At 60.4% G+C, this 15,173-nt stretch carries 12 protein-coding genes; 4 read left to right on the forward strand and 8 right to left on the reverse strand.

All coding sequences use genetic code 11. The features are described from left to right. Nucleotides 1–107: 107 nt before the first annotated feature. The 6 genes from phaC to argS form a co-directional block, all read right to left on the reverse strand. Entirely contained in the window at nucleotides 108–1,787 is a 1,680-nt protein-coding gene (gene phaC / locus AC07N8_RS13040) for a class II poly(R)-hydroxyalkanoic acid synthase (protein ID WP_493143918.1), read from the reverse strand. A gap of 258 nt (nucleotides 1,788–2,045) precedes the next feature. Continuing rightward, nucleotides 2,046–2,426, reverse strand: a complete 381-nt coding sequence (locus AC07N8_RS13045) for a gamma-butyrobetaine hydroxylase family protein (protein WP_483840994.1) — start codon at nucleotides 2,424–2,426, stop codon at nucleotides 2,046–2,048. Between the two features lie 205 nt (nucleotides 2,427–2,631). Continuing rightward, nucleotides 2,632–3,972 carry an ATP-dependent protease ATPase subunit HslU gene (hslU, locus tag AC07N8_RS13050; protein WP_483840995.1) on the reverse strand — a complete coding sequence of 447 codons (1,341 nt, stop codon included), beginning with the start codon at nucleotides 3,970–3,972 and terminating at the stop codon, nucleotides 2,632–2,634. Nucleotides 3,973–4,027: 55 nt separating this feature from the next. After that, nucleotides 4,028–4,558: an ATP-dependent protease subunit HslV gene (gene hslV, locus AC07N8_RS13055; RefSeq protein WP_007899242.1), complete on the reverse strand. Its 531-nt coding sequence runs from the start codon at nucleotides 4,556–4,558 to the stop codon at nucleotides 4,028–4,030. A 229-nt stretch (nucleotides 4,559–4,787) separates the two neighbouring features. Then, nucleotides 4,788–5,495 carry an SPOR domain-containing protein gene (locus AC07N8_RS13060; RefSeq protein WP_123435494.1) on the reverse strand — a complete coding sequence of 236 codons (708 nt, stop codon included), beginning with the start codon at nucleotides 5,493–5,495 and terminating at the stop codon, nucleotides 4,788–4,790. Nucleotide 5,496: 1 nt separating this feature from the next. Beyond that, the gene (gene argS, locus AC07N8_RS13065) at nucleotides 5,497–7,233 is read right to left on the reverse strand and encodes an arginine--tRNA ligase (protein ID WP_493143922.1); all 1,737 of its coding nucleotides are present in this window, start codon (nucleotides 7,231–7,233) and stop codon (nucleotides 5,497–5,499) included. Here argS and AC07N8_RS13070 point away from each other — a divergent pair. Continuing rightward, nucleotides 7,232–7,354, forward strand: a complete 123-nt coding sequence (locus AC07N8_RS13070; RefSeq protein WP_256218298.1) for a hypothetical protein — start codon at nucleotides 7,232–7,234, stop codon at nucleotides 7,352–7,354. The genes argS and AC07N8_RS13070 overlap by 2 nt on opposite strands. Before the next feature lie 60 nt (nucleotides 7,355–7,414). On the opposite strand, the gene AC07N8_RS13075 is transcribed toward AC07N8_RS13070, so the two are convergent. Next, nucleotides 7,415–9,634, reverse strand: a complete 2,220-nt coding sequence (locus AC07N8_RS13075; protein WP_493143925.1) for a primosomal protein N' — start codon at nucleotides 9,632–9,634, stop codon at nucleotides 7,415–7,417. 285 nt (nucleotides 9,635–9,919) lie between these two features. Here AC07N8_RS13075 and rpmE point away from each other — a divergent pair, with 285 nt between their 5' ends. From rpmE to AC07N8_RS13090, 3 genes are all read left to right on the forward strand, one after another. Beyond that, complete coding sequence (gene rpmE / locus AC07N8_RS13080; protein ID WP_059181778.1) at nucleotides 9,920–10,150, forward strand: 50S ribosomal protein L31; 231 nt, start codon at nucleotides 9,920–9,922, stop codon at nucleotides 10,148–10,150. 14 nt (nucleotides 10,151–10,164) lie between these two features. Then, a complete protein-coding gene (locus AC07N8_RS13085) occupies nucleotides 10,165–10,965 on the forward strand; it encodes a thermonuclease family protein (protein WP_493143927.1) in 801 nt (266 codons plus the stop codon). Between the two features lie 182 nt (nucleotides 10,966–11,147). Further along, the gene (locus AC07N8_RS13090; protein WP_483840999.1) at nucleotides 11,148–12,416 is read left to right on the forward strand and encodes a malic enzyme-like NAD(P)-binding protein; all 1,269 of its coding nucleotides are present in this window, start codon (nucleotides 11,148–11,150) and stop codon (nucleotides 12,414–12,416) included. 177 nt (nucleotides 12,417–12,593) lie between these two features. Here AC07N8_RS13090 and AC07N8_RS13095 read toward each other — a convergent pair whose 3' ends face one another. Further along, nucleotides 12,594–15,035 (reverse strand): penicillin-binding protein 1A, encoded by a 2,442-nt coding sequence (locus AC07N8_RS13095; RefSeq protein WP_483841187.1) that lies wholly within the window; start codon nucleotides 15,033–15,035, stop codon nucleotides 12,594–12,596. Nucleotides 15,036–15,173 lie beyond the last annotated feature (138 nt).

Consider the following 15,173-nt stretch of genomic DNA (forward strand, 5'->3'; position numbering starts at 1 on the left):
CTGTAGGAGTGAGCCTGCTCGCGATAGCGGTAGCGCATCCAAAAAGGCTGCGCTGATGGACCGCTTCCGCGAGCAAGCTCGCTCCCACACTGGGTGGGGTGTGTCAGTTACCGCTCATGTACATAAGTGCCCGGCGCTGCTTCGCCGGCGGTGAAGGTTTTGTTGCCATAAACCGTTGGGGCCTTCTTCAATTTGCCCGAACGTTCGCCCAGCCATGCCTGCCAGTGCAGCCACCAGGAATCGGTGTGCTTGGTGGAGTTTTCTTGCCAGTCTTCGGCCTTGACCGGCATGTCGCTGCTGGTCATGTAGCGCGATTTCGGGTTGCCTGGCGGGTTCAGGATGCTCTGGATATGCCCACTGCTCGACAGCACGAATTCAACCTTGCCGCCAAACAGTTGCGCCGACTTGTAGCAGGACTTCCACGGGGTGATGTGGTCGGTGGTGCCGGCCAGGCTGTAAATGTCAGCGGTGACTTGTTTCAGGTCGATTGGCGTACCGCACACTTCCAGTGCATCGGGACGGATCAGTGGATTACTTTTGAACATCTCGATCAGGTCGCCGTGGAACGCGGCGGGCAACCGTGTGGTGTCATTGTTCCAGAACAGGATGTCGAACACCGGCGGTTCGTTACCCAGCAGGTAGTTGTTGACCCAGTAGTTCCAGATCAAATCGTTGGGGCGCATCCAGGCGAAGACTTTCGCCATGTCGCGGCCTTCCAGCACACCGGCCTGATAGGACTGGCGCTTGGCGGATTCCAGGGTTTGCTCGTCGACGAACAGGGCGACGTCGCTGTCCAGGGTGGTGTCCAGCACGCTGACCAGCAGCGTCAGGGCGTTGACCTTTTTCTCGCCGAGTGCCGCGTAATGGCCCAGCAGCGCGGTGCAGGTGATGCCGCCGGAGCAGGCGCCAAGCATGTTGATGTCTTTGCTGCCAGTGATGGCGCTGACCACATCGACCGCTTCCTTGAGCGCTTCGATGTAAGTCGACAGGCCCCACTCGCGCTGTTCCTTGGTCGGGTTGCGCCAGCTGACGATAAAGGTCTGCACATTGCTGCGCAGGCAGTAGCGCGCCAAGCTTTTTTCCGGGCTCAGGTCGAATACGTAGAATTTATTGATCTGTGGCGGCACCACCAGCAGTGGGCGCTCGAAGACTTGTTCGGTGGTCGGCTTGTACTGGATCAGTTCCAGCACGTCGTTGCGGAACACCACAGCGCCTTCGGTCACGCCCAGGCTCTTGCCGACTTCGAAGGCGCCCATGTTGACCTGGCTCGGCATGCCGCCGTTGTGCACCATGTCCTTGGCCAGATGCGAAAGGCCATCGAGCAGGCTTTTGCCGCCGGTTTCGAAGAAGCGCTTGACTGCCGCCGGGTTGGCCGCCGTGTTGGTCGGGGCCATGGCTTCGGTCATGAGGTTGATCACGAAGTGCCCGCGCGCGACATCCTTGGGCGTCAGATTGCTCTCGTCGATCCAGTCGTGGAGCTCCTTGCGCCACGCCAGGTAAGTTTGCAGATAACGTTTATAGAGCGGGTTCTGACTCCACGCCGGATCGGCGAAGCGACGGTCTTCGGGAGTCGGAAGAAGTTCGGATTTACCGAACAACACGTTCTTCAGTTCAAGGCCGAAATGGGCAACATGCTTTGCACTGTGGACCGGTTGTTTGATGGCCTGCCTGAGCACCATGCGAGCAGAAGCCAGTAGATCTTTACCACGCAGCCCAACGACAGGATTCAGCCCCAAAGTGTTTTCCGAGGCTTGAGATTTCAAGTCATCGTTATTCTTGTTACTCATCTACGACGCTCCATTGTCCTGAGACGAGTACCTGAGCCTGACTGTGTAGTCATACAGCCAATGCCAGGTACTACTGCTCGGGTGACCGTTAATTCTGCATCGCTGCTTTTTAGTTCAGAGAGCACTGCAGGGAACTTGCCAGATCCATTGGTTACCCGAGTTTAATTTTTTTCGCAAGCGGGCCAATCATTGGCCCTGAGGCGGAGCATTCAAACAGATGAAATTAGAAAATGCCCTCTAATGAGCAAGAGGCTTGACCTAGAGCATCAGCTTGACCACGGATTCGTTCGGGTCGCGGGTTTTTCCGGCGGCTTTGAGCTCGGCAAGATAGTCGTCCCAAAGTGCGTCATAACGTCGCGCCAGTTCGTAGAGGTATTCCCAGGTGAACAGGCCGCTGTCGTGGCCGTCGTCGAAGGTCAATTTCAATGCGTACTGACCGGCCGGTTCTACCTTGGTCAGTCCTACGTTGATCTTGCCAAATTGCAGGATGGGTTTGCCGTGGCCCTGGACCTCGGCGGAGGGAGAGTGCACGCGCAGGAACTCGGCGCGCAGGTGATACTCCTCGCCGGAAGCGTATTTCAGCGACAGGGTTTTCGAGGCTTTGTGCAGTTTGATGTCGGTGGGGAGTTGGGTCGTCATGGGGCCGATCTTCCGTCGTTATGTAGGCCCTGTGCTGACGGGTATTCCTGTGGCGAGGGAGCTTGCTCCCGCTCGGCTGCGCAGCAGTCGTAAATCCAGCGAATGGGTCTTGCTGATAAACCGCATTCGCCGATTTTGGGGCCGCTCCGCGACCCAGCGGGAGCAAGCTCCCTCGCCACAGAAGCCCGCCCTCACAGAATGAGACCTACAGGATATAACGGGACAGGTCTTCGTTTTGCGCCAATTCGCCCAAGTGGCTGTTGACGTAGTCGGCGTCGATCATGATCACCTTGCCGTCATGGGCGCTGGCCAGGTCACCGGCGCTGAACGACACCTCTTCAAGCAGGCGCTCGAGCAAGGTGTGCAGGCGACGGGCACCGATGTTCTCGGTCTTCTCGTTGACCTGCCAGGCGATCTCGGCAATGCGCTTGATGCCGCTTGGCTGGAACTCGATGCCCAGGCCTTCGGTTTTCAGCAAGGCGCAATACTGCTCGGTGAGCGACGCGTGCGGTTCGCTGAGAATGCGTTCGAAGTCTTCCGGTGTCAGTGCCTTGAGCTCGACACGAATCGGCAGACGGCCTTGCAGTTCAGGCACCAGGTCGCTCGGCTTGCTCAGGTGGAATGCACCGGAGGCAATGAACAGAATGTGGTCGGTCTTGACCATGCCCAGCTTGGTGTTGACGGTGCAGCCTTCGATCAGCGGCAGCAAGTCACGCTGCACGCCTTCACGGGACACGTCGACGCCGCCGGAGTTGCCACGCTTGGCGACCTTGTCGATTTCGTCGATGAACACGATACCGTGCTGCTCGACCGCTTCCAGCGCCTTGGCCTTCAACTCTTCTTCATTGACCAGGCGGCCGGCTTCTTCGTCTCGCACCAGTTTCAGTGCTTCCTTGACCTTGAGCTTGCGGCTTTTCTTTTTGCCCTTGCCCATGTTGGCGAACAGGCTCTGCAACTGGTTGGTCATTTCTTCCATGCCCGGTGGCGCGGAGATGTCGACGCCAGCCACGTCGGCGACTTCGATTTCGATCTCCTTGTCATCCAGCTGACCTTCGCGCAGGCGCTTGCGGAACAGCTGGCGGGTGTTGGAATCGGTTGCCGATCCGGCGTCTTCGTTACTGAAACCCATGCGAGCCGGTGGCAGCAGGGCGTCGAGGATACGATCTTCGGCAGCGTCTTCGGCGCGGTGGCGAACCTTGGTCATTTCCTGTTCGCGCAGCAGCTTGATCGCTGCGTCAGCCAGGTCACGAATGATCGATTCAACGTCGCGGCCGACGTAGCCGACTTCGGTGAACTTGGTCGCTTCGACTTTGATGAACGGTGCGTTGGCGAGTTTGGCCAGGCGGCGAGCGATCTCGGTTTTACCGACACCGGTCGGGCCGATCATCAGGATGTTCTTGGGGGTTACCTCAACGCGCAGCTCTTCAGGCAGCTGCATCCGGCGCCAGCGGTTACGCAGCGCGATGGCGACGGCGCGCTTGGCATCGTCCTGGCCGATGATATGGCGATTGAGTTCGTGGACGATTTCACGGGGAGTCATGGACATAGTAATTGGCGGTCCTCAGGTAAAAGTGAGCCGTGGCGTGGTGGCCAAAACAGGCTTACTCAGCGAGGTCCTGCTCCTCAATGGTGAAGGTGTGGTTGGTGAATACACAGATGTCGCCGGCGATGCCGAGGGCGGTTTCGACGATTTCCCGGGCCGACAGATCGGTCTTCTTCAGCAGTGCGCTGGCAGCGGCCTGGGCGTACCCGCCGCCGGAACCCATGGCGATCAGGCCTTCTTCGGGTTCAACCACATCGCCGTTGCCGGTGATGATCAGGGACGCGTCTTTGTTGGCGACTGCGAGCATGGCTTCGAGGCGGCTGAGGGAGCGGTCGGTGCGCCATTCTTTGGCGAGCTCGACGGCAGCGCGAACCAGGTGACCCTGGTGTTTCTCAAGCTGGCCTTCGAAACGCTCGAAGAGGGTGAAGGCGTCAGCGGTGGCCCCGGCAAAACCGGCGATAACCTGGCCGTGGTACAGGCGGCGAACTTTCTTCGCGTTGCCTTTCATCACGGTATTGCCGAGAGAAACCTGGCCGTCGCCGCCCATGACGACTTTGCCGTGGCGGCGAACTGAAACGATGGTGGTCAAGGGAGAGTCTCCACGCAGCGGGGCGAAAATGCCTTATGCCAACTCATATGGGGGTGGTGGAGCGTTTTTCAACTGTTGGGCGGGAGAGGGGACGGGCGGTGTGAGACAGAAATGGCTTTGGTGATAATGAGGACGCCTTCGCGAGCAGGCTCGCTCCCACAGGATTTACGCTAACCCTGTGGGAGCGAGCCGGCTCGCGAAGAACGATGACTCGGTATTGCTAATGGACTCAGCGGCTTTGGCGTTGTTGTAACAACAGGTTGCTAAACCCTGCGCCGGCCAATTGTTTCTGTGCCGTGGTCAGCTGTTCGCGATTGCTGAACGGCCCGACCAACACGCGATACCACGTCTCATCCTTCACCGTGCCGGACTCAACCGCCACCGCCTGCCCCAGCAGAATGATCTGCGCGCGAACCTTGTCTGCATCAGTCTCCTTGCGGAACGAACCGGCCTGCAGGAAGAACTTGGTCACGGGCGCCGCTTTGGTGACGGGTGGCGCCGGTGGCGGCGTAATCCCGGCCAGAGCGGCCTGTGCGCGCGCCGTGTCGATCTTCGCTGCTTCGGCCGGTGTCACCGGCGTGGTCGGAATGGCCGGCACTTGTGGCGTTGGCAGGGTTTTCTCCGGCACGGCATCCGGCGGCACGATCACTTCCGATTCCGGCAGCAAGGTGTAGAAGTCGTACTTCGGCTTCACCGGTTGCGTCGGGCTCGGCGGGGTCTTGTTGGCCTCGGCGATCTTGGCTTTCTGTTGCTGTTCCACCTTCTCGCGCTTGACCGTGTCGCTGCCCTTGCCGGGTTCCAGCTTCATCAGGAAAACGATGAACGCGCCGACCGTCAGGCCGATGGCCATCCACAGCCAGCCCGGGATCGGCTGTTTTGCAGGAGCTTGGTAACGGCTGGCGCCACGCTTGGGTGCAGGTTTTTTCTTGGCAGCCAACTTACATACGCTCCAGAGTTTCCAGACCCAAGAGTTCCAGGCCTTGCTTGAGAGTGCGGCCGGTCAGCGCGGCGAGGCGCAGACGGCTTTGCATTTGCGCCGGGGTGTCGGCGCTGAGGATCGGGCAGTTCTCGTAGAAACTGGAGAACAGGCCGGCCACATCGTACAGGTAGGTGCAGAGGATGTGCGGCGTGCCTTTGTCGGAGACGTTGTTGAGGATTTCACCGAACTGCGCCAGTTTGGCCGCCAGTTCGAGTTCGTGCTCCGCGTCCAGCACGATCTGGCCTTCGACTTCCGTGAAGTCCTTGCCCAGTTTGCGGAACACGCCGGCAACACGGGTGTAGGCGTACAGCAAGTACGGCGCAGTGTTGCCTTCGAAATTGAGCATCAGGTCGAAGTTGAAGCTGTAGTCGCTGGTGCGGTGCTTGGACAGGTCGGCGTATTTCACCGCGCCAATGCCCACCACCTTGGCGATGTTGCGCAATTCGTCGTCAGCCAGCTCTGGATTCTTGTCCTTCACCAGGGTGTAGGCGCGTTCCTGGGCTTCGGTCAGCAAGTCGATCAGCTTCACGGTGCCGCCGTCACGGGTCTTGAACGGACGGCCATCTTTACCGTTCATGGTGCCGAAGCCCATGTGTTCCATTTCCATCGGGTGCGTCACGAAGCCGGCCTTGCGCGCCACGGCGAACACTTGCTGGAAGTGCAGGGCCTGGCGCTGGTCGACGAAGTACAGCGCGCGATCAGCCTTGAGCTTGCCGCTGCGATAACGCACGGCCGCCAGGTCGGTGGTGGCGTAGAGGTAGCCACCGTCAGCCTTGACGATGATCACCGGCAGCGGGTCGCCGTCGGCGTTCTTGAACTCATCGAGGAACACGCACTGGGCGCCATTGCTCTCGACCAGCATGCCGGCGGCCTTGAGGTCGTTGACCACGTTGATCAGGTCGTCGTTGTAGGCACTTTCGCCCATCACGTCGGCCATGGTCAGTTTGACGTTCAGCAGTTCGTAGATTTTCTGGCAGTGCGACAGCGAGATGTCCTTGAACTTGGTCCACAGCGCCAGGCAGTCCGGGTCGCCGGCTTGCAGCTTGACCACCAGGCCACGGGCACGATCGGCAAACTCTTCGGATTCGTCGAAGCGCTGCTTGGCCGCACGGTAGAAGTTTTCCAGGTCCGACAGCTCGTCGCTGGTGATCGGGTTTTCCTGCAGGTACGCCATCAGCATGCCGAACTGGGTGCCCCAGTCGCCCACGTGGTTCTGACGGATCACTTCGTCGCCGAGGAACTCCAGAACGCGCGCCACGCCGTCACCGATGATCGTCGAGCGCAAATGGCCGACGTGCATTTCTTTGGCGAGGTTCGGTGCCGACAGGTCGACCACCGTGCGTTGCACCGGGCCGGCCTTGCGCACGCCGATGTGTGCGTCGGCCAGGGCGGCGTCGAGGCGAGTGGCCAGGGCATCGGTGTTCTGGAAGAAGTTCAGGAAGCCCGGGCCGGCGATTTCGGTCTTGCTGACGTTTTCATCAGCCGGCAGTGCAGCGATGATCTTTTCGGCCAGGTCACGCGGCTTCATGCCGGCCGGTTTGGCCAGCATCATGGCGATGTTGCTGGCGAAGTCGCCGTTCTTCTTGTCTCGGGAGTTTTCCACCTGGATCGCCGGCGACAGGCCTTCAGGCAACACACCTTCGTTGACGAGTTGGGTGATGGCTTGTTGGATCAGCTGGCGAATGGTGTCTTTCATGGTGGTCTCTTTCGACCGCAAGCGCGGTGCGCGCTTCGATGCGCTGGTGGAAAAACTGGGCATTATCCGTTGCGAAGACGGGCTTGCCAACTATAGCGGGCAGGTTATGGATATGTGGTGACAAATAGTCAGCCTTCGTTGGAACGCCGCACGGAGCCTGCTCGCGAAAGCGGTCTCTAACTCAATACAAATCCACCGGATCGACATCCAGCGACCAACGCACCGCCCGCCCGCTCGGCATCTGCTCCAGCACCAGCAACCAACTGCTCAACAACCGATGCAGCGGCGCCCGAGCCGTGGCCTGCAACAACAATTGCGCGCGATAACGCCCGGCGCGACGCTCCATCGGCGCGGGCACTGGCCCCAACAACTCGATCCCGCCCAGATTCTGCTCGGCCAGCAAACGTTCGGCCTCGCTACACGCTTCATCCAGGAAGCCTTCAGCCTGCCCCGGTTTGTGCGCTTCAGCCCGCAGCAGCGCCAAATGCGCAAACGGTGGCAGTCCAGCGGAGCGGCGTTCGCTCAACGCCTGTTCGGCAAAGGCGAAATACCCTTGCTCGGTCAGTTGCACCAGCAGCGGATGGTCCGCCAGGTGCGTCTGGATAATCACTCTGCCCGGCTCTTCGGCCCGTCCGGCGCGCCCGGCCACCTGAACAATCAACTGCGCCATGCGCTCGCTGGCGCGGAAGTCGCCGGAGAACAGCCCGCCGTCGGCGTCGAGAATCGACACCAGCGTCACCCGTGGAAAGTGATGCCCTTTGGCGAGCATTTGCGTGCCGACCAAAATGCACGGCTGGCCTTTCTGAATGGTGGCGAACAGCTGATTCATCGCGTCCTTGCGCGACGTACTGTCACGGTCGACCCGCAACACCGGTACGTCCGGGAACAGAATCGCCAGCCGCTCCTCGGCGCGCTCGGTGCCGGCGCCTACCGGGCGCAAATCGACTTTGCTGCATTTCGGGCAGCGCCGTGGCACGCGTTCGACATAGCCGCAGTGATGGCAGCGCAACTCGCCGGAGCGCTGGTGCACAGTCATCCGCGCATCGCAGCGTTGGCATTCGGACATCCAGCCGCAGTCATGACACAACAGCGTCGGCGCAAAACCGCGACGATTGAGGAACACCAACACTTGCTGACCGGCGGCCAGTGTTTGGCCGATGGCTTGCTGCATCGGCCCGGAAATGCCGCTGTCCAGCGGACGGCTTTTTACATCCAGGCGCAGGAAGCGTGGCTGCTTGGCGCCGCCCGCTCGCTCGTTCAGCCGCAGGAGGCCGTAACGACCGGTGTAGGCGTTGTGCAGGCTTTCCAGCGACGGCGTGGCGGAGCCGAGGACAATCGGGATGTTTTCCTGCCGGGCGCGGACCAGTGCCAGGTCGCGGGCGTGGTAACGCAAGCCTTCCTGCTGTTTATAGGAACCGTCGTGCTCTTCATCGATGATGATCAGGCCGGGGTTTTTCATCGGCGTGAACAGCGCCGAGCGGGTGCCGATAATGATGTCGGCGTCACCGTCCCGCGCGGCAAGCCAGGCTTCGAGGCGTTCGCGGTCGTTAACCGCCGAGTGAATCAGCGCGATGCGTGCATTGAAGCGTTGCTCGAAACGCGCCAGGGTCTGCGGGCCGAGGTTGATCTCCGGGATCAGCACCAGCGCCTGCTTGCCGGCTTCGAGGGTTTCGCGGATCAGCTGTAAATAGACTTCGGTCTTGCCGCTGCCGGTGACGCCGGCCAGCAGAAATGCGTGATAGCTGTCGAACCCGGCGCGAATCGCTTCATAGGCGGCGCGTTGTTCCGGGTTGAGTGGCAGTTCCGGCTGCGCCAGCCAGTGCTCGTGACGCGCGCCGGGGGCGTGTTTGCGGATTTCTACCTGGACCAGGTCTTTGGCCAGCAACAAGTCCAGGCTGTCCTTGCTCAGCATCAGTTTGCTCAGCAATTGATGAGCAACGCCGTGGGGATGCTGGGCCAGTGTCGCCAAGGCTTCGCGCTGGCGTGGCGCGCGGGCAATGCGCGGATCATCAAGGCTGGCACCCGGCGCGGCGGACCAGAAGCGCTCCTGGCGCGCTTCGGCCAGTTCGCCCTGACGCAACAACACCGGCAGCGCCCAACTCAAGGTGTCGCCGAGGCTGTGCTGGTAATACTGGGACGTCCACAGGCACAGCTTGAATAATGCGGGCGGCAGTGGCGGCGTGGCGTCGAGCAGGGCCAGCGCCGGCTTGAGCTTTTCCACCGGCACTTCGCTGGTGTCGGTGATCTCCACCAGAATCCCGATCATTTCCCGCCGACCGAACGGCACCCGCAGGCGCATGCCCGGTTGCAACTGGGCGCGCAGGACTCCGGCCGGGGCACGGTAATCGAACAGGCGGCGCAGCGGCGAAGGCAGGGCGAGGCGCAAAATGGCGTCGGGCACGCGGGGGGATCTCGATCAGCGGAAAATAACCAGCAGGTCTACGACCTGTGGGAGCGAGCCTGCTCGCGAATGCGGTATATCAGTCAACATTTTCGTCGTCTGACACACCACATTCGCGAGCAGGCTCGCTCCCACAGGGACGGCGTTCAGGGTCGGGAGCCTAGCAGACGGTCGGTAGAAGGGACAGCTTGCGCGATTGCAAAGGTCTGGTAGAATCCGCGGCCTAATTACGTGCGGTATTCAACAATAGTGTTGAGTGGCGGCACGCTAGCCTGAGGAATCATCATGAAAGCCGATATCCATCCAACATACGAAGTCACCGCAGTTACCTGCAGCTGTGGCAACAAGTTCGAAACTCGTTCGAACCTGGCCAAGCCTCTGGCGATCGACGTATGCAACGAGTGCCACCCGTTCTACACCGGTAAGCAGAAGACTCTGGATACTGGCGGTCGTGTACAGCGCTTCGCAGACCGTTTTGGCGCTTTCGGCAAGAAAGCTCCAGCTGCTGCAGAGTAAGGTTGAAGGGCCCGATGGGCTTTTCCTTGCTGTTGAAAAAGGCGTCCCTCGCGGGCGCCTTTTTTGTGTCCGCGATTTGGCTTTCCGGCGCCCAGGCATTCTGCCCGACGCCGAGCGGGCTGGAGTCGGTCACCGTGCAGCGGGTAGTGGATGGCGACACCTTGCGCCTGAGCGATGGCCGCAGTGTGCGCATGATCGGCTTGAATACGCCTGAGCTGGGCAAGCAGGGCCGTTCCGACGAGCCGTTTGCCGTGGTCGCGCGCAAACGGCTTGAAGCGCTGGTAGCAGCCAGCGATGCAAGGGTCGGTTTGCTGCCGGGTAAAGAAGGCAAAGATCACTACGGCCGCACGCTGGCCCATGTCTATGGCGCCAACGGTGCCAACCTTGAGGCGCAGATGCTCGCCGAAGGCCTCGGCTTTCAGGTGGCGGTCGCCCCCAATGTCGATCTGGTCGGTTGCCAGCAAGCTGCCGAACACAGTGCCCGACAGGCCGGGCTTGGGGTTTGGCGGCAATCTCCTGTACTGAAAGCGGAGCAGATCAACGCGTCCGGTTTCGCTGTGCTCAACGGTCGTGTGAGCAAGGTTCAGCGCAATCGCGGCGGGGTTTGGATCGAGTTGCAGGATTCAGTTGTATTGCGTGTTGCACCCAATCTGCTCGGGCAGTTCGATGTTCCGGCGCTGGAAAACCTGGAAGGCAGGCAGATCGAGGCGCGAGGCTGGGTGCTGGACCGTTCCCGTCGCGGCGGCTTGAAACCCGGTCAGGCGCGCTGGCTTCTGCCGCTCACCGATCCGTCGATGCTGCAAATTGCGCGATAAGAAAAAATTGTAGACATTTTTACTGTCAATTGTGAACAGTCTATCCCTTGTGTTCCGCGGCTCTTGGCCCAAAGTCGTAGGGCAGGGCGCTTGACAGGGGTGACCGGTCAGTCTTGTGGGGATTTTGCGAGGCGCGTATCCTCGCTGACCAGTCTGTCCAACAGTAAAAGCGGAATGCCCCCATGTCTGATTTGAAAACTGCCGCTCTCGAATATCATGCCCATCCTCGTCCAGGTAAGCTGAGCGTCGAGCTCACCAAGGCCACCGCTACCGCCCGCGACCTGTCGCTGGCCTACAGCCCCGGCGTAGCCGAACCAGTACGCGAAATCGCCCGCGATCCTGAACTGGCCTACAAATACACCGGCAAAGGCAACCTGGTTGCAGTCATTTCCGATGGCACCGCGATTCTCGGCCTGGGTAACCTCGGCCCACTGGCTTCCAAGCCTGTGATGGAAGGTAAAGGCGTGCTGTTCAAGCGCTTCGCCGGCATCGACGTTTTCGACATCGAAGTCGACTCCGAAAGCCCGCAAGCCTTCATCGACACCGTCAAGCGCATCTCCATCACCTTCGGTGGCATCAACCTGGAAGACATCAAGGCACCTGAGTGCTTTGAGATCGAACGCGCTCTGATCGAGCAGTGCGACATTCCAGTGTTCCACGATGACCAGCACGGCACCGCGATCGTAACCGCGGCCGGCATGATCAACGCCCTGGAAATTGCTGGCAAAACCCTCGCTGACGCCAAGATCGTCTGCCTGGGCGCCGGTGCGGCCGCCATCTCCTGCATGAAATTGCTGGTAAGCATGGGCGCCAACATCGAAAACATCTTCATGGTTGACCGTACCGGCGTGATCCACTCCGGCCGTGACGACCTGAACCAGTACAAGGCTGTCTTCGCTCACGCGACTGAAAAACGCACCCTGGCAGATGCCCTGCAAGGCGCAGACGTGTTCGTCGGCCTGTCCGGCCCGAACCTGCTGAGCGCTGAAGGCCTGCTGTCGATGGCGCCTAACCCGATCGTGTTCGCGTGCTCCAACCCGGATCCGGAAATCTCCCCGGAACTGGCTCACGCCACCCGTGACGACGTGATCATGGCCACCGGCCGTTCAGACTACCCGAACCAGGTCAACAACGTTCTGGGCTTCCCGTTCATCTTCCGTGGTGCCCTGGACGTTCGCGCCAAGCGCATCAACGAAGAAATGAAAGTAGCGGCGGCCAATGCCCTGCGTGAACTGGCCAAGCTGCCGGTTCCTCAGGAAGTGTGCGACGCCTACGGCGGTATCAAGCTGGAATTCGGTCGTGAGTACATCATTCCGAAACCAATGGATGCCCGCTTGATTACCCTGATCTCTGATGCTGTGGCTAAAGCCGCCATCGAGACCGGCGTAGCGACCCTGCCGTATCCGAAGAACTACCCGCTGAAAAGCGTGGATGACGTGTTCAACGGCTAAGCCGTTGTAGCGCTTCAACCCAAAAGCCCCGGCTCGTATGAGTCGGGGCTTTTTTATGTCTGCGGGGTTGTGGGCGGCGTTCCGACGAAGAGGCCGTTACAGACGGTGTAGAAGTTACAGATACAAAAAAGCCCCGCGCTTCTCTCGAAGGCGGGGCTTTTGCGTTGCGCTACCCGATCAGAACAAATCGATCGGTGCCGCTTCATCCGCTGGTAGCGGGCTGCCCGGCGCTGTGCCGTTACCCAGCTCATTCACCGACGGTGGCGTGTCTTCGGCCTTGAACAGTTCAAAGTACGCGCCTGGCGTGCCCGGGCTGGCGGCACGACCGCTGACCGGGTCGACTCGCAGGCTCAGGATGCCTTCCGGCTCTGGCTGCGTATGCGGCGGCTTGTCTTTGAGGGCGGCGCCCATGTAGTTCATCCAGATTGGCAGCGCGACGGTGCCGCCGAACTCCTTGCGACCGAGGCTTTCTGGCTGGTCGAAACCGGTCCAGACAGTGGTCACGTAATCGGCGTTATAGCCGGAGAACCACGCATCCTTGGATTCGTTGGTCGTACCGGTCTTGCCCGCAATGTCGCCACGTCCCAGGGCCAGCGCACGACGGCCGGTACCGAGCTTGATCACGTCCTCCAACATGCTGTTGAGGATGTAAGTCGTGCGGCCATCGACGATGCGTTCGGCCACCGCCGGTGTTTGCGGTGCAGTGCCCGGCGCGGCTGGCGCCTCACCCGGTGTCGCGTTGACCGTAAACGTCTGTGCGGCCGGAGCAGCAATGCCGCTGGTCGCTGCATCGCCCTGAGGAACGCTCGGCGGGTTGGCGACGAACAGCGTGTCGCCGTTGCGGCTCTCGATCTTGTCGATGATGTACGGGGTGATCTTGAAGCCGCCGTTGGCGAAGGTGCTCCAGCCCGTGGCGATCTCCATCGGCGTCAGGGTCGCGGTGCCTAGTGCCAGCGACAGGTTGGGCGGCAGGTCCTGCTTGTTGAAGCCAAAGCGGGTGATGTAGTCGATCGTCTTGCCGACGCCCATCGCTTGCAGCAAGCGGATCGACACCAGGTTACGCGACTTGTACAGCGCCTCGCGCAGGCGGATCGGACCGAGGAAGGTGTTGGTGTCGTTCTTCGGACGCCAGACCTTGTCCAGGTATTCGTCGACAAACACGATCGGCGCGTCGTTCACCAGGCTGGAGGCGGTGTAGCCGTTATCCAGCGCCGCACTGTAGACGAACGGTTTGAAGCTCGAGCCTGGCTGGCGCTTGGCCTGCAAGGCACGGTTGTAGTTGCTCTGCTCGAAGGCAAAACCGCCAACCAGCGAACGAATGGCGCCGTTCTGCGGATCAAGCGACACCAATGCGCCTTGCGCCTGCGGGATCTGGCTGAATTTCAGCGAGTTGTCCGGCTGACGCTGCACGCGAATCAGATCGCCGACTTGCGCGACATCCGCAGGCTGCTTTGGATTGGCGCCCATGCTGTTGGTGTTCAGGAACGGACGTGCCCACTTCATGCTGTCCCAGCCGACGTGTTCGTCACCGGTGCGGGTCATCACTTGCAGGCCATTCTTGTCGACCTGAGTCACGATGGCGGGTTCAAGGCTGCTGATGGTGCGTTGCTTGGTCAGTTCGGTGGCCCAGGCTTCGCGCGTCTTGCCCGGCAGGCGCGACTCGGGGCCGCGATAACCATGGCGCTGGTCATACGTCATCAAGCCTTCGTGAACCGCGGTGTTGGCCATTTCCTGCAGATTGCTCGGCACGGTCGTGGTCACGCGGAAACCTTCGGTGTAGGCGTCGCTGCCATAACGCCCGACCATTTCGGCCCGGGCCATTTCAGCGATGTACGGTGCATTCACTTCCGGCGTCGGCACGTGATAGCTGGCGTTCAGCGGTTCGTTGATCGCCGTGGTGTAGTCGGCTTCGGTGATTTTCCCGAGCTTGTACATGCGCCCCAGAATCCAGTCGCGGCGCTCTTTGCTGCGGGCCGGGTTGGCCAGCGGGTTGAAGCGCGACGGGGCTTTTGGCAAGCCGGCGATCATCGCCATCTGGGCGAGGCTGACGTCACGAATCGATTTGCCGTAGTAAACCTGCGCGGCGGCTTCGATGCCGTAGGCGCGGTTGCCCAGGTAGATCTTGTTGACGTACAGCTCAAGGATCTCGTCCTTGGTCAGCTGCCGTTCGATCTGCAAGGCCAGGAGAATTTCGGTGGTTTTGCGCGAGAAGCTGCGTTCGCTGGTCAGGAAGAAGTTCTTCGCCACCTGCATGGTGATGGTGCTGCCGCCGGACTGAATGTGTCCGCTTTTGACCAGCTGGGTCGCGGCACGCATCAGGCTGCTGGGATCGACACCGTAGTGGTTGGCGAAATTGTCGTCTTCAGCACTTAGTAACGCATTAATGAAATTGGGCGGAATGTCGGCGAAACGGATCGGTGTACGACGCATTTCGCCAAATTCTGCGATCAACTTGTTATCGCTGCTGTAGACCCGCAAAGGAATCTGCAACTGGATGCTTCTCAGCGCCTCCACGGACGGCAATCCGGGACTAAGGTAAAGGAAGGCGCCACTGAGACCCAGAAGCAGTCCGCAGAAAACGGCGACGATGGACCAACCGAAAAATTTCAGCAGACGAATCAAGGCTTTTGGACATCCAGGGCAAAGAATGAATGAGGCATCAGGGTTCGGATAAACAGGGAACAACCCGCGCTTGAAGTAAAAACCGGAAAAAAACGCTGGGCATTATAAGCATTTTTCCGCGGGGAGCGTCATTGG

The organism is Pseudomonas sp. GW821-FHT10C09 (assembly GCF_059415465.1).

Coding starts and splice junctions, on each gene's coding strand:
- phaC (WP_493143918.1), bottom strand. CDS start 1,787: ATGAGTAACAAGAATAACGATGACTTGAAATCTCAAGCCTCGGAAAAC.
- AC07N8_RS13045 (WP_483840994.1), bottom strand. CDS start 2,426: ATGACGACCCAACTCCCCACCGACATCAAACTGCACAAAGCCTCGAAA.
- hslU (WP_483840995.1), bottom strand. CDS start 3,972: ATGTCCATGACTCCCCGTGAAATCGTCCACGAACTCAATCGCCATATC.
- AC07N8_RS13070 (WP_256218298.1), top strand. CDS start 7,232: ATGGTGGTCTCTTTCGACCGCAAGCGCGGTGCGCGCTTCGATGCGCTG.
- argS (WP_493143922.1), bottom strand. CDS start 7,233: ATGAAAGACACCATTCGCCAGCTGATCCAACAAGCCATCACCCAACTC.
- rpmE (WP_059181778.1), top strand. CDS start 9,920: ATGAAAGCCGATATCCATCCAACATACGAAGTCACCGCAGTTACCTGC.
- AC07N8_RS13085 (WP_493143927.1), top strand. CDS start 10,165: ATGGGCTTTTCCTTGCTGTTGAAAAAGGCGTCCCTCGCGGGCGCCTTT.
- AC07N8_RS13090 (WP_483840999.1), top strand. CDS start 11,148: ATGTCTGATTTGAAAACTGCCGCTCTCGAATATCATGCCCATCCTCGT.